The sequence below is a fragment of the Nitrososphaera sp. AFS genome (assembly GCF_009898475.1).
GTDB lineage: Archaea > Thermoproteota > Nitrososphaeria > Nitrososphaerales > Nitrososphaeraceae > Nitrosopolaris.
This window is the reverse complement of sequence record NZ_QURE01000019.1, coordinates 1-20,948: the sequence shown is the minus strand read 5'-3', so window position 1 is coordinate 20,948 and position 20,948 is coordinate 1. Positions and strand designations below refer to the sequence as shown.

Annotated in this window: 22 protein-coding genes; 12 read left to right on the top strand and 10 right to left on the bottom strand. The window is 39.9% G+C overall.

The window, feature by feature from the left end:
- Nucleotides 1-160: 160 nt before the first annotated feature.
- The 5 genes from DYY65_RS03960 to DYY65_RS03940 are packed head-to-tail and all read left to right on the top strand — an operon-like array spanning nt 161 to nt 5,284.
- Entirely contained in the window at nt 161-844 is a 684-nt protein-coding gene (locus tag DYY65_RS03960) for a nucleotide exchange factor GrpE (protein WP_162476685.1), read from the top strand.
- Nucleotides 845-846: 2 nt separating this feature from the next.
- Nucleotides 847-2,712, top strand: a complete 1,866-nt coding sequence (gene dnaK, locus DYY65_RS03955) for a molecular chaperone DnaK (protein ID WP_162476684.1) — start codon at nt 847-849, stop codon at nt 2,710-2,712.
- Entirely contained in the window at nt 2,681-3,907 is a 1,227-nt protein-coding gene (gene dnaJ / locus DYY65_RS03950) for a molecular chaperone DnaJ (RefSeq protein ID WP_201449316.1), read from the top strand. Before dnaK ends, dnaJ begins: the two co-directional genes overlap by 32 nt.
- A 43-nt stretch (nt 3,908-3,950) precedes the next feature.
- Complete coding sequence (locus tag DYY65_RS03945; protein ID WP_236561648.1) at nt 3,951-4,958, top strand: alpha/beta fold hydrolase; 1,008 nt, start codon at nt 3,951-3,953, stop codon at nt 4,956-4,958.
- A gap of 26 nt (nt 4,959-4,984) precedes the next feature.
- A complete protein-coding gene (locus DYY65_RS03940; RefSeq protein ID WP_162476683.1) occupies nt 4,985-5,284 on the top strand; it encodes an AbrB/MazE/SpoVT family DNA-binding domain-containing protein in 300 nt (99 codons plus the stop codon).
- Between the two features lie 383 nt (nt 5,285-5,667).
- On the opposite strand, the gene phaC is transcribed toward DYY65_RS03940, so the two are convergent.
- From phaC to DYY65_RS03925, 3 genes are all read right to left on the bottom strand, one after another.
- Nucleotides 5,668-6,792 carry a class III poly(R)-hydroxyalkanoic acid synthase subunit PhaC gene (gene phaC / locus DYY65_RS03935; RefSeq protein WP_162476682.1) on the bottom strand — a complete coding sequence of 375 codons (1,125 nt, stop codon included), beginning with the start codon at nt 6,790-6,792 and terminating at the stop codon, nt 5,668-5,670.
- The gene (locus DYY65_RS03930) at nt 6,767-7,426 is read right to left on the bottom strand and encodes a poly(R)-hydroxyalkanoic acid synthase subunit PhaE (RefSeq protein ID WP_162476681.1); all 660 of its coding nucleotides are present in this window, start codon (nt 7,424-7,426) and stop codon (nt 6,767-6,769) included. Before DYY65_RS03930 ends, phaC begins: the two co-directional genes overlap by 26 nt.
- Nucleotides 7,427-7,609: 183 nt before the next feature.
- Nucleotides 7,610-7,795 (bottom strand): hypothetical protein, encoded by a 186-nt coding sequence (locus DYY65_RS03925; protein WP_162476680.1) that lies wholly within the window; start codon nt 7,793-7,795, stop codon nt 7,610-7,612.
- 55 nt (nt 7,796-7,850) lie between these two features.
- On the opposite strand from DYY65_RS03925, the gene DYY65_RS03920 reads away from it, so the two are divergent.
- Both DYY65_RS03920 and DYY65_RS03915 read left to right on the top strand, forming a co-directional pair.
- The gene (locus DYY65_RS03920; RefSeq protein ID WP_162476679.1) at nt 7,851-8,528 is read left to right on the top strand and encodes a 50S ribosomal protein L1; all 678 of its coding nucleotides are present in this window, start codon (nt 7,851-7,853) and stop codon (nt 8,526-8,528) included.
- 4 nt (nt 8,529-8,532) lie between these two features.
- Nucleotides 8,533-9,432 carry a 50S ribosomal protein L10 gene (locus DYY65_RS03915; protein WP_162476678.1) on the top strand — a complete coding sequence of 300 codons (900 nt, stop codon included), beginning with the start codon at nt 8,533-8,535 and terminating at the stop codon, nt 9,430-9,432.
- 87 nt (nt 9,433-9,519) lie between these two features.
- Here the strand turns inward: DYY65_RS03915 and DYY65_RS03910 are convergent, their stop codons facing one another.
- Both DYY65_RS03910 and DYY65_RS03905 read right to left on the bottom strand, forming a co-directional pair.
- Entirely contained in the window at nt 9,520-10,446 is a 927-nt protein-coding gene (locus DYY65_RS03910; protein ID WP_162476677.1) for a branched-chain amino acid transaminase, read from the bottom strand.
- A gap of 4 nt (nt 10,447-10,450) precedes the next feature.
- The gene (locus DYY65_RS03905) at nt 10,451-11,872 is read right to left on the bottom strand and encodes an amino acid kinase family protein (RefSeq protein WP_162476676.1); all 1,422 of its coding nucleotides are present in this window, start codon (nt 11,870-11,872) and stop codon (nt 10,451-10,453) included.
- A 464-nt stretch (nt 11,873-12,336) separates the two neighbouring features.
- On the opposite strand from DYY65_RS03905, the gene DYY65_RS03900 reads away from it, so the two are divergent.
- Nucleotides 12,337-12,882: a GNAT family N-acetyltransferase gene (locus DYY65_RS03900; RefSeq protein WP_162476675.1), complete on the top strand. Its 546-nt coding sequence runs from the start codon at nt 12,337-12,339 to the stop codon at nt 12,880-12,882.
- A 797-nt stretch (nt 12,883-13,679) separates the two neighbouring features.
- Entirely contained in the window at nt 13,680-14,144 is a 465-nt protein-coding gene (locus DYY65_RS03895) for a HEAT repeat domain-containing protein (protein ID WP_236561647.1), read from the top strand.
- A 70-nt stretch (nt 14,145-14,214) separates the two neighbouring features.
- Here the strand turns inward: DYY65_RS03895 and DYY65_RS03890 are convergent, their stop codons facing one another.
- The 3 genes from DYY65_RS03890 to DYY65_RS03880 all read right to left on the bottom strand — a co-directional run bounded on the left by DYY65_RS03890 (nt 14,215) and on the right by DYY65_RS03880 (nt 16,206).
- Nucleotides 14,215-15,258 carry a formate--phosphoribosylaminoimidazolecarboxamide ligase gene (locus DYY65_RS03890; RefSeq protein ID WP_162476674.1) on the bottom strand — a complete coding sequence of 348 codons (1,044 nt, stop codon included), beginning with the start codon at nt 15,256-15,258 and terminating at the stop codon, nt 14,215-14,217.
- A gap of 223 nt (nt 15,259-15,481) precedes the next feature.
- Nucleotides 15,482-15,634 (bottom strand): SecE/sec61-gamma family protein translocase subunit, encoded by a 153-nt coding sequence (locus tag DYY65_RS03885; RefSeq protein WP_201449315.1) that lies wholly within the window; start codon nt 15,632-15,634, stop codon nt 15,482-15,484.
- A 125-nt stretch (nt 15,635-15,759) separates the two neighbouring features.
- The gene (locus DYY65_RS03880; RefSeq protein ID WP_201449318.1) at nt 15,760-16,206 is read right to left on the bottom strand and encodes an Lrp/AsnC family transcriptional regulator; all 447 of its coding nucleotides are present in this window, start codon (nt 16,204-16,206) and stop codon (nt 15,760-15,762) included.
- A gap of 177 nt (nt 16,207-16,383) precedes the next feature.
- Between DYY65_RS03880 and DYY65_RS03875 the strand changes: the two genes are divergently transcribed.
- Together DYY65_RS03875 and rpl12p are read left to right on the top strand one after the other, a co-directional pair.
- Nucleotides 16,384-16,887, top strand: coding sequence for a hypothetical protein (locus DYY65_RS03875; protein WP_162476672.1), 504 nt, complete (start codon nt 16,384-16,386; stop codon nt 16,885-16,887).
- A 35-nt stretch (nt 16,888-16,922) separates the two neighbouring features.
- Nucleotides 16,923-17,225 (top strand): 50S ribosomal protein P1, encoded by a 303-nt coding sequence (rpl12p, locus tag DYY65_RS03870; RefSeq protein ID WP_162476671.1) that lies wholly within the window; start codon nt 16,923-16,925, stop codon nt 17,223-17,225.
- Nucleotides 17,226-18,422: 1,197 nt separating this feature from the next.
- Here rpl12p and DYY65_RS03865 read toward each other — a convergent pair.
- Together DYY65_RS03865 and DYY65_RS03860 are read right to left on the bottom strand one after the other, a co-directional pair.
- Nucleotides 18,423-19,103: a TfuA-like protein gene (locus DYY65_RS03865; protein WP_162476670.1), complete on the bottom strand. Its 681-nt coding sequence runs from the start codon at nt 19,101-19,103 to the stop codon at nt 18,423-18,425.
- The gene (locus DYY65_RS03860; RefSeq protein WP_162476669.1) at nt 19,096-20,403 is read right to left on the bottom strand and encodes a YcaO-like family protein; all 1,308 of its coding nucleotides are present in this window, start codon (nt 20,401-20,403) and stop codon (nt 19,096-19,098) included. Before DYY65_RS03860 ends, DYY65_RS03865 begins: the two co-directional genes overlap by 8 nt.
- 91 nt (nt 20,404-20,494) lie before the next feature.
- On the opposite strand from DYY65_RS03860, the gene DYY65_RS03855 reads away from it, so the two are divergent.
- A complete protein-coding gene (locus tag DYY65_RS03855; protein WP_162476668.1) occupies nt 20,495-20,671 on the top strand; it encodes a hypothetical protein in 177 nt (58 codons plus the stop codon).
- Nucleotides 20,672-20,948 lie beyond the last annotated feature (277 nt).

Sequence of the window (20,948 nt, the reverse complement as noted above, 5' to 3'; positions counted from 1 at the left end):
CCTTTTTATATTGTGTCAGTCTTTTATGGTTCAAAACTTGACGTTATAATTTAATCTATATCGCATACTTCAGCTTATGTGCGATTTTCATCAAATTATTTGGTCTTGTATTTTACTGTCGATATCTAATTATCTAGCTTAAGCAGATTTTAATTTTAGATTGTTATTGGAAGAAGATGATATCGAGACAATGCACACGGATGAGAATGGCCCACAGGTTGCAGCAGAGGAGGATATCGAGACAATGCACACGGATGAGAATGGCCCACAGGTTGCAGCAGAGAAAGTCTCAGCATCGAGTGATGATATATTCCAAGTGAAAGAAGAGCTATTTCAGGTCAGGGAGGAATTGCGTAAGGCTAAGGAAAATTCAGACAATCATCTGAATAAGCTCAAGTACATGATGGCAGATTTTGACAATTATCGCAAGCAAATGGAAAGGCAAGTTGTTACGAAGACTATAGAAAACAAAGCCGAACTGTTGCTTAAATTCTTAGGTATTCGAGATGATTACGTACGTGCGCTGGAGATAGCAAAGCAAAGTAAGGTCGAAGTGGTGCTTGAAGGATTAGAAGGCATTTTGAAGAATTTCGACCGTTTGTTAAAGTCTGAGGGAGTTATGGAAATAGAGACAATAGAAACTCCTTTCGATCCAAACGTTCATGATGCGATAAGTTTTGCCTATCGAGACGATTTGCCAGAAAACACTGTCACGAAAGAAGTCAGGAAGGGGTTTATGCTAGACAACAAAGTTCTAAGACCGAGCCTCGTCGAAATTTCTAAAAAGATAGTTAAAAATACCGTTAATGATACTGAAAAATCAGAAAAGGGGACTGAAAATTAAAGTTGGGAAAAATTATAGGAATCGATCTTGGAACTAGTAATTCTGCAGCTGCTGCAATGATAGGAGGAAAACCTTCAATTATACAGGCAGCAGAAGGGACTTCTGTAGGAGGAAAAGCCTTTCCTTCGGTTGTAGCATTCACTAAGGATGGTCAACTTCTAGTTGGAGAACCTGCCAAGAGGCAAATGATTTCAAATCCAGAAGGCACCGTAATTGGTGCGAAGCGAAAAATGGGAACAGATTTTAAATACAGAATATTTGGCAAGGAGTATACTCCCCAGCAAATTTCATCTTTCATACTGCAAAAAATAAAGAGGGATGCCGAAGCATTTCTCGGCGACACGGTTGATAGAGCCGTTATTACTGCACCAGCATACTTTAACGATAATCAGAGGCAAGCTACCAAGGATGCTGGCGAGATAGCGGGGTTACAGGTAGTTAGGATAATTAACGAGCCTACAGCGGCTTCCTTAGCATATGGTCTAGATAAGGTACAGAAGGACCTGAAGATCTTGGTGTTCGATTTTGGAGGCGGAACCCTCGATGTTACGCTTATGGAGATGGGCGGTGGGGTGTTCCAGGTCAAGAGCACCTCCGGCGATACCCAACTTGGTGGAACAGATATGGATAATGCCCTAGTTGAGTATGTACTTCAGGAGTTCAGGACACAATCTGGGTTAGATGTGAGAAACGACAAGGCTGCCATGATGAGAATACGAGAAGCTGCCGAGAAAGCTAAAATTGAGTTATCAAACGTAATCACCACCGAAATCAATTTGCCGTTTCTAGCATACGATTCGGCCACAGGACCAAAGAATCTAGTTCATAACTTGACTCGTTCAAAGTTAGAGGAATTATTGAGGCCTATAGTAGAACGGTGCAAAGCACCAATGATGCAGGCGCTTCAAGACGCAAAATTGAGTCCGAACGATGTTGACAAGATAATACTTATCGGTGGTCCAACGAGAATGCCGATAGTTAGGCAATTTGTGGCAGCGGTCATGGGTAAAGAACCAGAAAGGGGAGTCGATCCGATGGAAGCAGTTGCACTAGGAGCAGCAATACAAGGGGCTATCATCTCAGGCGATGTATCCACAGACATACTTCTGGTTGACGTTACCCCATTGACATTAGGAGTAGAAGTTCTGGGTGGACTTAAAGAGTCATTAATAGATCGCAATACAACCATCCCAACTAAAAAGAGCAAGGTGTTCACTACTGCTGCTGACTATCAGACCGCGGTTACTATACATGTGGTTCAAGGCGAAAGGGCCATGGCCGCTGATTGTGTTTCTCTAGGGATGTTTAATCTTTCAGGCATACCGCCGGCGCCGCGGGGTGTGCCTCAAATTGAAGTCACATTCGACATAGATGCTAACGGTATCCTTAATGTCAGTGCCAAAGATATGGCTACGAGCAAGGAGGCAAAGATAACAATCACTGCAAATACCAAGCTATCTAAAGAGGAAATTGAAAAGTTAAAGAAAGAGTCTGAACAATTCGCCGAGGCTGACCAGAAGAAGAGAGTAGAAGCTGTTAAAAATGAGGCAGACAATCTGGTTTATGCTGCTGACAAATTAGTAAAACAGGATCTAAAAGATAAAATAAAACCAGAGCAGGCTGAAAAGATTAACAACAGTGCACAGCAGCTTAAGGATGCAATCTCCAGCAATGATATAGACAATATGAAGGCAAAAACCCAAGAACTTAAAAATGTGATAGGCGAGGTTAGCACGGAAGTCTATCGGACAGCAGGAGCTACCCCAGGTTCACCCGGTCAACCTTCTGAATCCGCTACTCAAGAAGCATCCACGGCCAGCACAGATCAAACGTCTAATGCTAGCGGTGGTGGTCCACCACCACAATAGTGATGGCTATTACTGCCATAACCTTAACCTTGACGAAATACATCAGGATTTTTACATCATGAGCACCAAGCGCGATTATTATGAGACACTTGGGTTATCAAGAAATGCAAGTAAGGATGAAATCAAAAACGCATACAGAAAATTAGCGTTACAATATCATCCTGATAGAAATAAGACACATGGCGCTGAAGAAAAATTCAAAGAGATTTCAGAGGCTTATGCTGTTTTGTCAGACGACGAGAAAAGAAAGAGATATGACATGTATGGTCACGTCGGAGCTGAGGAAGTTTTCCGTGGTTCAGAAGCCAATTTCAATGAAGTGTTTAAAGACATGGGATTTGGGGGCTTCAGGGACATCTTCGAACAAATTTTTGGAGGTAGAGGTGCTGGCGCCGGAGGATTTGGTAACGAAGCTGGTGATCCATTCGGATTTGGCTTTGGGTTCGGCGGAGGACGAAGAAAGGGACGTGATATACTCTATGATGTGGAGCTTAGTTTAGAAGAAGTACTAAAGGGTAAAAAAGATGAAATCGAGCTACCAAAGCTAGAACGATGTAGCTCTTGTGGAGGATCTGGGGCGTCTCCTGGAACCAAGCCTAGGAAGTGCAACGTATGCAATGGACAGGGACAAACAAGGCGCATTTATAGCCAGAATAGGTTTTCAACGTTCGTTTCTCTTGAACCATGTCAAACTTGTCAAGGACAAGGGGAGATAATAGACAAACCGTGCAGGGTCTGTGATGGCTCAGGTAAAATTAGAAAGAATAAAAAATTAAAGTTGGAGATTCCTGCTGGTGTGGAGGATGGAGTCACTCTACAAGTAAGAGGTGAGGGCGAGCCATCTGCGAATGGCTCACCAGGCGATCTACTTGTTAGAGTTCATGTTCAGCCACACCCGCTTTTTGAGAGGCTTGAAAATGGTCACCTTCTTTACGTACTCAATCTTAACTTTACAGATCTTGCGTTAGGGACCGAAGTCCGTATTCCTACCCTGGATGATAGTGAAAAATTGAAAATCCCACCGGGAACACAGCCAAATGCAATTTTGAAGATCAAAGGTAAAGGTTTACCTCAATATGGTAGTTATGGCAAAGGGGACGAACTAATTAGAATTAATATGAAAGTTCCCGTTAAGTTGAACGATACGCAAAAGTCATTACTTAAGGAACTTGATAGGCAGCTTCGAACCGAGTGAAAAGCCACTTACTATGCTGGGATAAATCTTTGAACGTCGATGTTTGCAGCAACCTACTAATTTAAAGCCAACGACGACTCTATTCTCAAGAGGTTTACTATTAACTCCACATTTAAGTTCCAATGAAACAATAAACCTTCCAAAAATTTCAGTTTTACTTCAAAAGAAATTAAATAGCCATGTATGGTCAAATTCGAATGTAGATTGGTTGTTAGAAGATGACATTTCGATGAAGATGACTAATATTAATGATTTCAGAATTAGATATTTAGAATGTGATAAAGTTCCAAAGATATCTGATACCTCCCAAGTATTACTTTTGTTGCACGGCATAGGAGCATCTGCCGAAAGATGGTTGCCAGTAGTACCGGAACTATCCAAATATTTTAAGGTAATAATCCCAGACATAATCGGTTTCGGTTACAGTGACAAACCAACAGTAGAATATACTTTGGATTTCTTTATATCATTCCTACAGGGTTTCTTGGACAATTTGAGCATCGAGAGCTTGAACATTGTAGGTTCATCTTTTGGTGGATGGGTGGCAATGGAATTTGCTATGCGATTTAGCAGAAGAGTAGACAAGCTGGTTCTGGCCGCGCCAGCAGGGCTGATGCAATTTTCAACTCACGTCCTTGATCAGTATATTATGGCAGCACTTTATCCTACTCCAGAAAACACGCTTAAAGCGTTCATGGATATGGCATTTAATCCTAGTATTGTCACTGAGGACACAGTCACAGATTTCGTGAATCGGATGAGACTTCCAAATGCCAAGTACGCATTCATGTCGACTTTGTTAGGAATGAGGGACTCTCCGACCCTTAATGAGCGACTTTCAAAAATATTAATGCCGACAATGTTTGTTTGGGGAAAAGATGACAACATGATACCTATCCAATGTTTGAAAGATTATAGACTAGTTCCCCGGGGAGAACTTGTAGTGATCAATGATTGCGGACACAGTCCATTCGTGGAAAAGCCTACAGAGTTTAACCAAGCCGTTCTAAAATTCTTAGCCAATCGTACTCGGGAGGATCATATTAAATAAATCCTGGATATAACCCTAAGTAGACAATGACTAACACTGGCGGTGGAGATGAACCGGCGGGAATTTTTAGGGATGCTATCGAAAAAGGAGTTGCAGCTCAGAAAGATCTCATAAGAAATTATACAGCAGTTCAGCAGGATGCAATTCATAATTTTCTCACCACGCTTCAAGGCCTGACATATTATAATGCAATGTTTAAGACTACCGTTCAAAGTGGGGGCAGGATTTCTATCCCTGAAGCTGAAAGACAAGCATTGAATATTGAAGACGGTGACCTAGTTCAAGTGATCATTATACCTATTAGGAGAAGGAAAGACAGTCATTAAATAATTGGAATAGGCAGTCCAAATATAATCTGCCTACCTAGATCGCTTTAATGAATGGAAAGTCTGTTGTTGTCTATTCTGACTACAGCACATGGTATCCTGAAGCGGGTATTTTACTGATTGTAGCGCATCATTTGAATTCATAGTACTAAAAGAAAGTGCATTAATGGAGAATAATACAGTACAGAATAGGAGAATTGAGGATTTCGATTGATTATGATTACTAAGATCACTGTACAAAATTAGGATGTGAATTAGGACATGTATACAAGTAGATATGGACTTTCAACTTGTATACATACCTCAAATACTAAATGCTAACTCGTTTGATTGGAGGTGAGATCCTTCCATCGTAATCTAGAAAGTTTAATGACTAAGAAGGCTCACTGTGATCGAGCTTTAATCCACTGCCCTACTTTAGGAAGGACATTATTCTGGGAATAACTGCTAGCGATAAGCCCGACATGCCCAGTATGAAATCGCATTAGTCTCTTGTCACGACTGGATACGACATCATTCAATGGTGCACTGCACTGCGGAGACACGAGATGATCCTCTTCTGCGATTATATTTAATACAGGAAGTTTAATCCTAGAAAGATCTATGACATCGCTTCCTATCTTCATTTCGTTTGCCACCAAGAGATTCTTTTGGTAAATGTCAACGATCCACTGTCTAAACGTCTCGCCGGCGATTGGTGGGGTATCGTACAGCCACTTTTCTACACGGAGAAAGTTCTGAACAAATTCATCATTATCAATATTTTCAACTAAATTGAAATACTTGTTTACTCCCTGCTTAAATGGTTTCAAAGTGGAGAATAATGCGTAAAGTTGTTCTGGAGGTAAATTGCCTATCGAACTGAGCATTCTATCTGCCTCGAAATGTCTAGAAAAATTCCCAAGTACCGTGGTATCTTGATTTGAGTCAATAACCGGTGCTATGGTGGCCAAATTTCTAACTTTGTCCTCATGAAGTGAACAATAAATCGCAGACATCGTTGCACCCATACAATATCCGTGTAGCGTTACCTTGTCTACGGAGTTCTTTCTTCTAACAAATTCCACGCAATCATCGATGTAATTGTTTATGTAATCATCAAATGAAACATACTTGTCTGCTTGAGTCGGTGTCTTCCAATCTATCAAATAAATATCGAAGCCTTGGCTTAGCAAGCTACGAATCCAACTCTTGTTCCGTTGCAAATCGAGGATATAAGACCTGTTTATCAATGCGTATACAAACAAAATCGGTGTCTTGGCAGTCTTGCTCACCATCGGCCGATAGTGCAGAAGTCTGTACAAACTTGTCTCATCTACTATTTCATGAGGGGTACTTCCAACCTCTACAGCTCCTGCATTATGGAGCACCACTCTGGTTTTTTCGAGCTTGCGAGTTAATTCTCCAATTTCCTTTAATATTGAGTTGGTATCTGTTTCGCCGCTTATCTCGTGGTCTTTCCCTAATTTCTTTTCTGAAGTGCTACTTAGATATATCTCCGGATTCATTTTGTTTCAAAGCTCCTATCTTTAGGGCAAAGTCACGAAAATTTTTGTTCAAGTCATGAACAGTTTTTTTCAAATCATGAATATCCTTAGATAGATAATCTAATTCACTTCGGGTAGGGAGATTAAGTACCTTAAATTGTTTCTCCGTAAGCTTCTGTAAATGCATCACAGAGTCATATTGATCCCTTAATAATGTACCATTCAAAATTGCGTAATCCTTAGAATCAAACAGGCCTGTAAACTCTTCCTCAAAAATGTCTATCACAATTTTTCTAAAGTTCTCGAAGTCTTTTTTTGAGCTATACTCTTTTGGTGCCTTCTCGGAAGCCTTTGCCAATGCATGTGTATATGTATTATTAATCTGTGCCCAAAATTCCTTTACGTGTATCTGAAACTCGAGAAAGGTTTTCCAAAGATCAAGAATATCCTGAAGATCAGATCTGGAACACTGTGAATAAGCAAAGAATGGTCCTACAGTTGGCAAACGACTAATATCTGACCAAATGTTTAGCATTTGTGTCAACTGTTCGGTGGCAAATTCGGGATTGGCTTGGCCCCGCTTTTCACCGGTTTTGTCATTTGTATTGTCCTCCCTATTACTATCAACATCGCCATGCATGACCATATGATTCATTTTTACTAGTTGTCACTATTTCTGTTGTGACAATATTCAAACTCTATTCTCATCTAATTATTATACCTTTTCGTAAGAAGATCTTGAGTACGGAATATTGATGCTACGTATGATCTGGGAAAATAGCGAAAATCTTTATCTGGCGCGCATACAGTTACGTTTTATAAAGGTGCACTCATCTTTTTAATCTACCATGCCGCCTGATCTGAGTATGACCAGTGTCTCTTTTACAGACGGGTGAAAATCTGGGGCTCGTAGCTCAGCATGGACAGAGCGCCTGCCTTCTAAACTGGGAGACAGCCGGAAGTCGTGGGATCGAAGCCCACCGGGCCCGTTTTTGTAAACAATATTTGCTATCAAATATGTCATGTTACGTGCTAAACGATTTTAAGTGGCTATTTATGCACATGCTAATATCTAAAATATGTTAAATGATAACGATTTGCGCCGCATTGTAAAACAAGCGAGAGATGGAGCAGTGCCACGCAAATTTAGCCAATCTGCAGAAATAACGCTCCTACTAAAGGATATTGACGTTAAACGTGGCTTTAACCTTAATGAAGTGGTTGTTTTGCCTTACACCCCTACTAGGCAAGCGAGTATTTGCGTAGTTGGAACTGGTGACACTGGCACGCGAGCACAGAAAGCCAATGTAGATCGAATTTTGCAACCTGAAGAGTTAGATAGGCTGGGGACCAACAAAAGGGAGGCAAGAAAGGTTGTAAAAGAGCATGACTTCTTTCTTGCAGATGCAGCCCTAATGGCAACTGTTGGACGCGCCTTTGGACAATTTCTGGGGCCGAAAGGCAAGATGCCTACCCCTATGCCATATGGGGCTCCTATAGAAGCTATCGCAGACCGCATGCGCAAGTCAGTTAGAATAAGAGCAAAAAATCAACTCAACGCATCTGCAAAAATTGGTGACGAGAAAATGGATGACAGTCAATTGACAGCTAATGCTAGTGCTGTCCTTGCGGCTGTAGAAAAAAAGCTTCCACAAGGCGACAAGAACATACGCGATGTCCTAGTCAAATTTACTATGGGTAAAGCCGCAAAGCTGCCACCAGCGGTCAGAGAAAAGGACAAAAGGAGGACCGAATGATCAAATGTCGTCTCAAACTATAGCTGACAAGCAAAGGACGAGTTATCCCAAGAAAAAGCTGTTGTTGTATGATGAGTTGCGAGAGCTACCTAATCGCTTTGATGTAATTGCAATTTCCAAAATGTCCAAGGTGCGCGCCACCCAACTTATGACAATTCGGAAGAAATTTAGGACTACGATGAAGATTAAGGTGATCAAAAACAGAGTAGCTCAGCGTTCATTCGAAAAAACAAATAACAGGAAGGGATTAAGCGATTTAAGTAAAGAACTGGAAGGGCAGTGTGCCCTCTTATTCACGAACATTAGCCCGTTTAAGCTTAACTTGTTATTTGACAAGAATAAAGTTTTCATGCCTGCGAAAGGAGGGGATATTGCTACTAAAGATATTATGATACCTGCAGGGAATACTGGAATCCCACCTGGTCCAGTCCTTTCAGAGTTCAAAGAGGCAAACGTGCCTACAAAAATTGATCAGGGTAGTATATGGGTAAGTAAAGATACTGCGGTTGTGCGTTCGGGGGGGGGGGGCATCATTTCACAAAAGTTGGCTTCGTTAATGAGCAAACTCAATATCAAGCCCGTCGAAGCAGGAATTTCGGTCAGTATAGCAATAGCTAATGGATTATTCCTAAGGGAAAACGATCTAAAGATCAACCTCGATGAATATGGAAAGGAGTTGGCCATTTCTTTCCAACAAGCAATCTCATTGGCAATGGAAGCTGCCTATCCTACTCCCGAAACTATCCGAGGCCTAGTCTTGAAGACGCATCAAAATGTATTGTCATTAGCCATTCAGTCAGGCTATGTCTCATCTGACACTATAATCTCCCTCTTATCTAGAGCTAGCAATGACGGACAAATTTTAGCTGAATTGGTAAAGAAGGCAGGGTACACTACAAGTTAGCATTCTATCTGCGGGGACGTATTAAAAAGGATTGTAGCAGCAAAGGTTTAATGCCGAATTAGAAAATTTTGAAACTAATCAAAGTAGCTACTGGCCCTGATTCGCGTATGTAAGCCATCTTTTGCTAAAGATATCGTCTCTCCCTTGGGTTATCGTATGAAATTTCTCTTTGACCCGCATAGTATGTTTTCCAATGCACCCATCGCCAATCATCCGATTATCTATCTCTCCTACTTCTCTAATACCGGCTGCAGTCCCAGTGAGAAATACTTCATCAGCCATGTACAGTTCTTCCCTAGATATATCTCGAATTTCGAAAGGGCTTCCAGAATGGTGTAAAATTGCCAATATGCTATCTCTAGTAATTCCATTTAGGGCTCCTGAGCTAACTGGAGGGGTGATGAACACGTCATCTCTCACCACAAATATATTCTCCGCACTGGCCTCAATGACCTTTCCTGCTGGGTTTAACATCACCGCCTCATCGAATCCCATTTTCAGGGCTTCCATCCTTGCCAGAGCAGAATTTGCATAATTGGCAGTAGCTTTGGCCTGTGTTGGCATCGACCGGCTATCTATTCTAGTCCACGACGAAACAGCTAGCCGTGCTCCTTTTTCTGGTTCTCTATTTGTGATGGATTCATCCCATTTCCATATTGCTATTGCTACGGAAACCTTATTTGGGAGAGGATTGACACCGAGCTTACCGTACCCATAATACGCAATAACTCTAACATAGTTTTCTTCAGGCTCGTTAACATTAATTGTCTCTATGACCGCATTTTCAATTTGTCTCTTAGAATACTTGATGTTCATAAAATATATTTTGGCGCTAAGACTTAATCGAAGTATGTGATCGCTGAGGCGAAATATTGCAAGGCCTCGATGGGTTTTGTAACAACGGATACCTTCAAACACTGCAGTTCCATAGTGCAAGCCATGAGTTAAAACATGGATTTTTGCATCATTCCAACTCACAAATGATCCGTCCATCCAAATTTTTGCGTCAGTCATTTTATCACTTACTAATCATACATAGCTTAGAATGAATTGCCCTGATAGCATCAGCAACATTGGTATCTTTATCATCTACAATAATCAGGATCCTTGAGGTTTCCTCTTGTGCATCTAGGTTTAGAATGTTTATTCCTTGCTCTCCTACCGTACTACTGGCTGCAGATGCGATATTGGGCATTTGCCACATCATATCACCAATAAGGGTTACAACCCCTCTTCCATAAACAATCTCAGTCTTCGGATAGTATGCCTTAAAATGTCGCTCTTGTTTCTTTACGAAGTCTGCATCGAGAAAAAGTAACCGACAAATTTCTACGCCTTCTCGTTTAAATGGGGATAATTTGACAAAATCATAATATTGTTTGCCTTTTTCAAGCGCGGCAATCAAATGTGAAGCTGCTATACTTTCAACTCTTACTATAGCGCAATTTTTCTTGCCAGTGACTATTTTTACTAAACTGTTACTAGGCTTATCTTGAGGTGGGTCTAAATGGATCGATGTAGTGTGCGACTGATTAGACATGTTGGTAATGACTAAGGCTATATCTAAGTTATTGTCAAGTATTTCCTTAATTGCAATGGGATCGAGAATCTTCATACCAAACATTCCCGCCAGTTTTGCCTCGTTGTACGATAGATGTCGTATATTCTCTAAATTGCTTGTTACTATTTTTGGATCTGCACTGAGTACAGCACTGTCCTTTTCGAAGTGGACCTTTGATTCATATGGCCCGTTTAGTAGAATTGCCACATCAACGGCGGTTCTATCTGAACCCCCTCGTTCATAAGTTGTTTCAAGGCCATCCACGGTTTTACCGATAAAACCGCCCATACAAACGATATCCTTGCGTTCCACTAAATCCAATAAATGACCGCAATTCTGCCTTGATTCTTCAATCATAAAGTTGGCAGCCTCAAAGTTATCATCAGTAATGATTGGCCATTTTTCGATATTTACATGAGCAGACCTTAATCCTCTACTTCTAATGACGTAGTCCATGAGATATGACATAGTGATTTCGCCGCTATAAGCGAGTGTTCTTGATCTGATAATATCCACGAACCGTCGATATTCTGCAGCTTGCTTTAATGCAATTATTACTTGTTGATAGAATTTATCAAGATGATCTAGGAATTCATTATAATAAGGATCGGTGAGATATTGAGTGGCTATTTTGTCATAGACTTCTTTTAAAATGTCAATTTCCACGGGATTGGAAGATGCGTAGTTTCTGCCCACTTTTATGGCGATATCAGTCATTGAATGCGCTTTTCCCTCATATTTAATAACGGGGGCAGAGAAAACTGCAATTACTTTAGCATTTGCTTGAAGTTGGCATATTCTATCAACTATTTTTCCAATCAAGACACCATCTATCCCCAGAGCGCTACCTCCGAATTTAGCGACAGTAACAGGTGTCATCTACATTCTTCACTTTGTGCTGGCATTTTAGCCCTATATTAAATATTGACAGACCAATGTAGACAAGTGTGTAAGATAAGTTATGTGGGTCTATGATTGCGAACTACTTGACCTGAATAAACGGTTTCAACTAATCAATGCCACAGGCCTGCTTTTCTATTATGCGATGTAATTAGACGAACGTAACGTTAACCGAATGTAGACGGTAATAGGTCTAAGCAACTACTAATTTAGAGAATAGAAATTGGTGGAGCGTCTAACTTATGTATATAGACTTGTACCTTTTATTCATATGGCTTGGCGAGCTAGTATGATAGTACCTCTGGTTCTATCTCAACAGTCGATATTTCGATAATCAAGCAGAACTCCTGCCAGCACTAGTTTCAATTGACAAAATATAATAAGTCCATTTTTGTCAAACTAGTTTCCACAACAATAAATCCCAACTATGACTAAAAAGTGTGATGAGTGGATTGAGTGAATTTCCCACTTTGGCTAGCAGCCTGGTTAGGCTGAGACAATTGGGATACAAGGACATTCCCGTAATAACGCGACTTGTTACAGGAGGAGTAGTTCGCTACCTAATGAACGTACCCTACCCTTATGAAATGCTTGACGCAAAGAGATTCATCGACAAAAGCAGGCGGAATTTTAAAACAAAAAAGGAACTAAATTTTGCTATAGAGTTTGTAAGCACTTGGACTTTGGTTGGAATAATTAGTTTGCACAAAATTGATCAGATTAGCAATAGCGGTCAAATTTCGTACTGGCTAGGACAAAACTACTGGAATATGGGCATAGCAACTGAATCCATCCGCCTTGTCATTCAATATGCATTTAATGTTCTTAGATTACACAAAATATATGCTAATGTTTTTGATTCCAATAAGGCTTCGGTAAGAGTTCTTGAGAAAAACCATTTGAGAAAAGAGGGAGAACTGATAGATTCAGTGTTTAAACAGAATAGGTATCATAATATATTATTGTATTATAGACTTAATTACAAATAAAATAATATCACAAGGCACGCTATATTATGGAAAATAGATACTGGCTACATATTTAAAAAGGACCAGTCATCGATTATGGGAATAATTGTCATGTTGTTCTAAGCTGCTACTTCCATAAGTATCAAATTGGTTGGGATACCAGCCATGTCGACTTGCCTTTTATTGTATATCAAGGACGTTATCCATTTTTTGATATCGTTTTATCGATAAACGGTTATGTTACCTCAGCAGCCATTTTATACTATATTTATTATATGCGTTCTTGCGTACTGGTTGATCATTGCCGCTACTACAGTCAAATATGAAGATTTGTTTGCAAGGCTCGAATGATGAGTGGTGAATTTCACAGAAATCATCGTTGATTTAGATATTGGTTAAAGATGACATTTATTTGCTGCTCGACGTTCCATTTAATTAAGTCTGTAGATGGCATCCGTAGCTTCTGTGTAGTTTATTTTAAGCTCTTTTCCATCGAATAGTCAGTTACTACCATTTGCAGAAGCATTGCAAGAAACAAGTCCTAAATTAAATTTGCATCCAGGAATCTGGTTATTAGAATAGTTAGCTTCTACGCAGTGCCTGCGAATGAATTGTAATTCTATACAGCCAAATTGATATTACATAGAAATTACTAATATTCTAACTTAGTCCAGCATGGATTGTACATGGTCGTGATTTGCCAAACAAGAACTTTCTATTAAGTTGCAGTATCGGAAACATTTAAGCCGATCCTGAGACAATCAGGGGTCATGGGCGAAGTGTTTCATAATCAACGCAACCAAGGAGAATCGGGAAGGATGCATATATTACAAGAAATGGAAAGACAATTCAATCTTCGTGATTCGAATTATTTTTTGAATTTACTTACTAATGATGACAAAGTGGTCAGAACAAGGGCAATTTGTATTCTCGCCGAAATAGCTGGCGAAAATTCCATTGAACATATTACCAAGGTCCTGAAAAATGACCTCGATCCATTAGTTAGACATGAGGCAGCTTTTTCATTGGGACAGCTTGGTTTTAGCGGTGCGATCAGCGCTCTTTCGAGTGCAGTAAAGTCTGATCAAAGTTTCTTCGTTAGACATGAAGCTGCTATTGCTTTAGGCGTAATAGGTTCTGAAGAAGGGAGGGAAGCGCTGAATGAAGCATTAGAGGACAAAAGTGAAGAAGTACGTGAATCAGCTAAAATTGCTCTAGCGAATATCGACTATGTTTCGATAACTAATCGAACTAATAAATTTAGCAAAATGACTGGCGGATGAGTAGAATCCTATCTGATCCTCCTTGATTAAACATGAATTTAAAGAACAGATTGGATGACGTCACACCATACTAAGTTAATACCTTGTCCAATGCGTTTTGCTCACAGGCAATTTTTATCTCCCGGGCAATTCTCCTTCCCATACTCATCGGCTCATCAAATATCAAACAAGAATATGGAGATCCTTCAGGATACAGATTCGTTCCTGCTACAATCCTTGCCGAAAATTCAAATGTAATAAAGCTTCCTTGACTATCGTAAACACCTTCTATACAAAATGGACCTGTCATTCCAGGTGGCACCAGACTTGCGGCAGCTTTAGTGAATTTTTCCCCCATCGAGAATACCTCAGGTAGTAAAGACTCCCTTAAGACTAAGGGGATGTTTCCTACGACATTATACGAAGGTTCTTGTTGTAATGCTAACTGCTCCCTTGCAGGTATCCTCCCGATTCCATCAACATCTGATTCGTATCTTCTATCTATGCCTAGTAATTCAATTTCTTTGGAAATTGCGGAAAAAAAGAACTGAAGGTAAACCGGCACACCGCTGGCATACTCCTGTATATATAATTCATTTTCGCTTTTTATTGCCTTATGTTTGATCAATTTTTCGACTCCATCGTCGAAGCTCTTTTTGTCCCACGCCAAAAAATATCCTCTCCCTCCTGCTGCACCGTGTAATTTTACTATGGATAATCCATGTATCTCGTTTTTAGAGCCTATTGACCTTGGTACGACCAAGCCAGCTGCTTCCATTAGCTTCTGTTTTAACTCTCTGTCTGCCTCCCACCTGAAAATCCATTTGTTGCCGAACACTGGAATAGATAGCTGCTCGATCTGCTCGCTGCTCAAATAAGCGATGAAGGTACCGTGGGGAATGATTATTGTATTGGACTGCACAAGCCTCTCTTGACAAGAGTTATCCAATAGTTCGCTAAAGCTATTTACTACAAAAATTTCATCAATAAATTTAAATCTCTTATATAACTCGACTCTTTTTTTTTCACACAGGAGTAATGTTTTGAATCCTTCATCCTTAGCCCCCTTCAGTACTTGAAGAGAACAATGGGATCCTAGTGTAGCTATTGATAAATCACGTCCTATTCCAGCCATTCGACTATCGATGTTAAAGAACCCATATTAAATATTCTCACGAACAAATATACTTTAAATACCATCTATCACGGCATTCCAGAAGTCAATTTTAATCATTGATGCCTGACTAATGATATTGATGCTACGATACAAAGCTCCAAATATGGCGGGTCTAGGGTATCGCACCTAGACGAGTAGGACCCACCAGACAAGCCAGTGTTAAGTAGCCGATGGGCACATATTAGTGTCCGGTATTTGTGCCTCCTCCGAATGTAATAAATTCTGCTATTAGTTTTATTACAAAGGCAATACCTCCCACAGCGGCCATGCCAAGTAAGACCAGACGTAAGTGAGTGAAGTAGTCGTCCTTGCTTGTCTTCTTCGCCAATTTCATTGTCTGAATCATCTCAACAACCTTCCGCTGCACCATTGCCAAAAATAGTCATGTAATCTGGTTTAACGTCATATTTGAACCTACTGTAAGCCTTTTACACATTTTTTCGATGTAATGACTTCAATTTATCTAGAGAGGGATCGCTGAACTGCATAAACGGGCTCTTTTTCGGTTGTCTGCATTTCCACGAATGTCTCAGTATTTTGAATCCCTTCAACCTTCCCAATGAGACCTATCACTACGTTATGCAATTCCTCCAAAGTACGTGCGTTGACAGTAACAATCATATCGAAGCGACCGGTGACCTCTGACAAAGATCGTACTTCAGGAATCTTCAAAAGTTCAGAGTGTATTGGATCCTTGAGCTTAGGATCCCTATTGATCCCGACCGTCGCTTTCACGTTAAAGCCAAGCATCCCCTCATTAACTATTACGGTGAATTTCTGAATAAGATTGCGCTTAGACAGGCGTTTTATTCTACTATATAATACAGAAGCATTGACGCTGAGTTTTTTGCTAAGCTGAGGAACTGAAATACTTGCGTCTTTGGTAAGCTCTGATAATATCCTCATATCTAACTCATCAAATCTCTGCAAGTCTTATTCTTTCTATAACTGACGAGCATACATTAATAAATGTAATTTCTAAAGAGCCCATTAAGTTTAATTGTAGATATATTGTCATGATGATAATTGGATGTTTAAAAAAGATCGGAAAAATTATATAATTTACTACAGCTGATCTGGTAGATGTTCGGCAGAGGCAGAATAAAGCCTGGTGACTATGTTTTCGTTGTGGACAAAGACGATAAATATACTAGATTGGTAATAGGGAGGGTTCAGGCTGTCAATGGGAAAAAGCTTCAAGTACAGGGTACCTACATACGCCCTACGGGTCTAATCCAGCGGGTCGAGTCTGGATACGCATTAGGTAGACCAAAAGAAGTCCTTCAAAATCCTAATCCGAATAATTGTATTTTCATGCTGATCGACAGGGTCGAAGCCGGATATTTTAATGGGGAACTTGATCAAGACATAAGCAAGGCAACGTGGATAAATGAAAAGCGCTACTATGTGTTAGATGGGTGGATCAGGGAACACTTGCCAGATATGTTTGCGGATGTCTTAAGGGCTGGTACGGAGCAAGAGCGACACGATGCTAGAACGATTTTACTAGAAAAAATGAATTCTCTATATGAAAAAGATCTAAAGGATCACCTTTATACTGTCGTTCGTAGCACCAACATATTGTAAGTTTTATATTATGGTAATAAACAGAAATTACTCCAATGGAGTACGTATATGCCGCCTTGCTATTACACAAGTTAAAACAGGACATTACGGAGGATAATATCACGAATATAATTAAGTCTGCAGGTGCCACTCCGAATGAAGTGAAGGTCAAAGCCCTTGTTGCTGCACTGAGCGAGGTGAATATCGAGGAAGCTCTGAAGAGCGCACCAGTGGCTGCCCCTAGTATCGCGAGTCCAGCCTCGGCTACACCTTCAACTGAAACTAAGGTTGAAGAGGAAAAGAAAGAGGAAAAGAAAGAGGAAGAGGCATTGGAGGGGCTATCTGCCCTATTTGGCTAGCTCATTAATTATTGAATTCTTGGAATTTCTAGGAATTTAAATCGCTCAGAGAATTTTTTATTCATAGTCTTACTAGCGATACTAACCTTTATGGAATCGTTGGCTACTCAAAATATCAAATCCTTAAGATGACATAAAATATTAAGTCAATCACCATTGATACTATGGACTCAGCTTTCTGTTACTGGATCGGATAAGGACTGATGGCTATTCAAATTGCAAGTTTGATACCGAGAACTAGTTCATAGATTAATTCAATCCTTATGTACGCTATCATTACTATCTAGTGTGGTTTACAAAAATACGAATTTATTATAAAGCATAACTTTCAATCCCACTCTAACTTTTATGTTTTGAGGTTATCACTCTTTTTAACGATGAAAAAACAGCCTTATCAGCGGACACCTTGTCAATAACATATTACTTTAGATATCTCTCTTGTAATAAGACAAATATCTTAAATCATGAACAAGCATCACCTTTAGTAATACTGAATGATATTGAATTTAGTATCTATACTAATGTGAGGCTTGATAACTCCCTTTTTCAATCCATTTCTGTTCTATAATCTTCTTTCTTTGATTGTCTTCTTAGTTATGGTTAGGCATGTGGCATAAGATACCATTGGTAAGAATCGTAAGACATAAAACAAGAACAACGCTATCTTATATGAAAATTGTGCAAGTTCTTGGTGAGAGGCTATACGTTCACATTATTGTGAAAAGCAATCTTTGTTCAAATTTTGACGGAAATCCAATGGTTCGAGTTTAACATTGAAGTCTCTAGCCATTCAGGATTATTTCACCAGTGAGAAGACTTGCCATTATCTCTACAGTCTTTTGTTATGAAGCTGGGTTTGTATACATAACTGCAATTGAAGAGCCTGGATATGTTTATCAACTCAAGCTTTTAATAATCTTCAATTCTTTTCTTCTGTTGGTGACGTGAATGTCAGAGTTCCTACAGATTTCCATTAAGCAGCAGGTAGATTGATTTTGATGGGTGTTCTTGTCGTGTTTTCATAGTTTTCAACCTCGCGCGATTATCTTGGAAGAGACAATCGCAATGACTTCACTCTGTTGGTTAATAGTAGGCATCAATGGGTACGTCAACTTGTCACGATGAAAGATAATCTTTTAGACTCTAGTAAATGAGGGCAAAGGTGTGCTTATCTAAACTCTTCAACTTGTCTTGCTATTAAACGGTGGATTTGCTTTCGTATTTCATTTTTGCGTGTGTGATTAGCCTTACTGCGTCCTTTTCCTTTAAACTTCTCCTGTTCTTAGCTATAAAAGATTGCAAAAAATTCATGGATGCTGAAAGATGAGGGAATCGCCTTTGTGTTTCATTTATAATATCCGCATAGTTCCGATCAGGGAAGTACATACTTTTTGCTACTTTGGCTGTGGTTCTTCGAGCATTTTCATCGATTACCCCTTTCTTAAACGCGATAAGAAGATTGTATCTAATGTCAATCATTGCTTCGGACTGAAGATGTTGAGTTTCTTCGTTGAATGTAACTGCAACTTCGTCATCTGCTGTGAATTTTCTCAGTTTAAACAATTCAAAAATCTTCCCGATGCCAATCATACCAAATCTTTCCAGTTCTACAGCTCTCAGAGCTCCGATGCTTGCTGCCCCTAAAACAAGGGTATTTCTTTTTCTCACTAATTGATAAACTTCTATGGGGGTAGGGGGATAATCTTGCAGAAATAAGCCATCGATTAGACCCACAATCATTGAATCAGCATCTTTTGATTCGGATAGCAGCCCTATCAGATCCCCTTTCTTGGCAGGGGGGCGATAATCTGCATCAAATATCTTCCTAGCCTTTTGTACGTCGAGGCTGGGACCCACAAAAATAATTGGCTTATTCATTTAAGTACCTCTTTGCTCTCAAACCAATGACTGATTTTGTGAATTTAAAAGTCTCAAGCCCTGGTACAATAGCTCGGACGACAGGTATTCCTATTTCCGCGATTGTCAAGTCTACAATAATAACTTTAGTTAATCCTACTTTTTTTAGACAATTCAAAAGAAGCTTTATGTCATCTAGGATGTCTTCATTTAAATACGATCTGATGTCTGAGAATCTGCTCTTTCTCTTAGAGGGTGTAAATTGCCATGCTCTTTTGTCATCGGAATTTTCTTGTCCGTATTTTATCTTACGCAAGTCGTCCCTGGCACCTTGAATATTGGCGGCTCTAGTTTGAGAAACTTCAGTGATAGCTCGTAATAAGGCAATTCTCGAGTCAGGATGAGTACCATGGCCTTCAACCAAGTAGCCGTAGTCATGGGATAACCACTCAACACTTGAGGCGTTGAAAGTTGGAATGCCAATATCTGAAGTTATATTCTTTATTATCAAGGGAATTCCAGCTTCTTCAAATTTCCTAATCATTACTTTTAGGGGCTGAAAATCTAAGTCGTAAATATCGATGTCAGAAAATATACTTGCATCATCCCTAAACAGATCTGGAGGTATGGAAGTCACGGGATAACCCTGAGATCTAAGTGCGTTCGATATGTGCTGAATAGAGTGAAAAGGTAAGGCGCTAGCTCGGAGTTGCGCCAAACTCACAGCATCGCGCTCTATGACCTCACACAATGAGTGACATATGGCCTCCTCTAAGACGTTGCCAGAGGCAAGGCCATTTGTATGATAAAATGCAAAGGGATTTAACGCGGGAGGCTTTGGAGAGTATCTAAAAAGAGCTAATGCAGCAGGTACTAAAATGATACCTTCGCTTAACATCTCAAAACCGGAAAGAAAATCCATAGACATGTAATCTTTGTATTGAAAATTGAACGGTTCTACAACCTCTTCTGGATGAAGGACAGTGTGTTCTTTGGAGAGCTGATCGTAACTTCCTTGGATGAATCTCCTCTGGGAACTGCTAGGAAGAGAAGAGTACCTTTCAATACTTTCCATTAGTGCACTTACTTGAGCATGTACTTTTGTTTGACCCTTGCCACTATAGACCCAGATGTAATCTTCTGTTCCGGGTAAAACAGCAGAATAGTTAGGAATATTTAATTTGTCCATGTGTGTAATGTCCGCAAGGCGAGTTACTCCAATTTGTTTGCAAGTCAAGTTAGCGACTCTTAATGTTTGCTGAGCACTTACTGCCCTAGGACTTCCATCCGTACCCAATTTCTTTCTACTTTGCAGGTTCATATTTCATGTTCGAAAGCGGTCAACAAGTTCATATCAAGCTTACGAATGATGCATTAGGAATATATACAAGAATTTTGCAACCGTGGAGTAATTGGACCCAAGACAAAAGGACGCTGAGATGATTAGTGACATTTTGCTCAGAGCAGCTAGCGAGCCAGAATTTAGAAACCAGTTGGTTAAGGAGCCTTCGAAGGTCCTGGAACAATACAATATTTCACCCAAAGCTAAATCAATTATCAGGAAAAGTATAGTAGATCTCACACAATAGCCCAGAGCTTAATTCACCTGCATTTGAAAAGTACAAGAGCGGTATATTTTCCAATTTGAGTAGTATATCTAAATCGAGAATTTTATAGATTTAAGTCGTGAAATATTAATTTCAACATTATTAATTGTAGTACTTGCAGAGATGGGTAATAATTCTAGATACAGACATAGGTTACAGTTTTCTGCTTGGTTTTCTTTCCGATATGGCATCTTTGAATGTTTGTAGAAAAATTCCAATCATTGGTGTTAGCCTCTTTATACCAGCATGTTCCCTTTGT

Excerpts from the sequence above, each read along its gene's own strand:
- DYY65_RS03920 (WP_162476679.1), top strand. The coding sequence starts at position 7,851 with ATGTTAAATGATAACGATTTGCGCCGCATTGTAAAACAAGCGAGAGAT.
- DYY65_RS03930 (WP_162476681.1), bottom strand. The coding sequence starts at position 7,426 with ATGAATCATATGGTCATGCATGGCGATGTTGATAGTAATAGGGAGGAC.
- DYY65_RS03910 (WP_162476677.1), bottom strand. The coding sequence starts at position 10,446 with ATGACTGACGCAAAAATTTGGATGGACGGATCATTTGTGAGTTGGAAT.
- dnaJ (WP_201449316.1), top strand. The coding sequence starts at position 2,681 with ATGCTAGCGGTGGTGGTCCACCACCACAATAGTGATGGCTATTACTGC.
- DYY65_RS03940 (WP_162476683.1), top strand. The coding sequence starts at position 4,985 with ATGACTAACACTGGCGGTGGAGATGAACCGGCGGGAATTTTTAGGGAT.
- DYY65_RS03895 (WP_236561647.1), top strand. The coding sequence starts at position 13,680 with ATGCATATATTACAAGAAATGGAAAGACAATTCAATCTTCGTGATTCG.
- DYY65_RS03925 (WP_162476680.1), bottom strand. The coding sequence starts at position 7,795 with ATGACATATTTGATAGCAAATATTGTTTACAAAAACGGGCCCGGTGGG.
- DYY65_RS03860 (WP_162476669.1), bottom strand. The coding sequence starts at position 20,403 with ATGAACCTGCAAAGTAGAAAGAAATTGGGTACGGATGGAAGTCCTAGG.
- DYY65_RS03880 (WP_201449318.1), bottom strand. The coding sequence starts at position 16,206 with ATGAGGATATTATCAGAGCTTACCAAAGACGCAAGTATTTCAGTTCCT.
- DYY65_RS03875 (WP_162476672.1), top strand. The coding sequence starts at position 16,384 with ATGTTCGGCAGAGGCAGAATAAAGCCTGGTGACTATGTTTTCGTTGTG.
- DYY65_RS03890 (WP_162476674.1), bottom strand. The coding sequence starts at position 15,258 with ATGGCTGGAATAGGACGTGATTTATCAATAGCTACACTAGGATCCCAT.
- DYY65_RS03900 (WP_162476675.1), top strand. The coding sequence starts at position 12,337 with ATGAGTGGATTGAGTGAATTTCCCACTTTGGCTAGCAGCCTGGTTAGG.
- phaC (WP_162476682.1), bottom strand. The coding sequence starts at position 6,792 with ATGAATCCGGAGATATATCTAAGTAGCACTTCAGAAAAGAAATTAGGG.
- DYY65_RS03915 (WP_162476678.1), top strand. The coding sequence starts at position 8,533 with ATGTCGTCTCAAACTATAGCTGACAAGCAAAGGACGAGTTATCCCAAG.
- rpl12p (WP_162476671.1), top strand. The coding sequence starts at position 16,923 with ATGGAGTACGTATATGCCGCCTTGCTATTACACAAGTTAAAACAGGAC.
- DYY65_RS03905 (WP_162476676.1), bottom strand. The coding sequence starts at position 11,872 with ATGACACCTGTTACTGTCGCTAAATTCGGAGGTAGCGCTCTGGGGATA.
- DYY65_RS03865 (WP_162476670.1), bottom strand. The coding sequence starts at position 19,103 with ATGAATAAGCCAATTATTTTTGTGGGTCCCAGCCTCGACGTACAAAAG.
- DYY65_RS03885 (WP_201449315.1), bottom strand. The coding sequence starts at position 15,634 with ATGAAATTGGCGAAGAAGACAAGCAAGGACGACTACTTCACTCACTTA.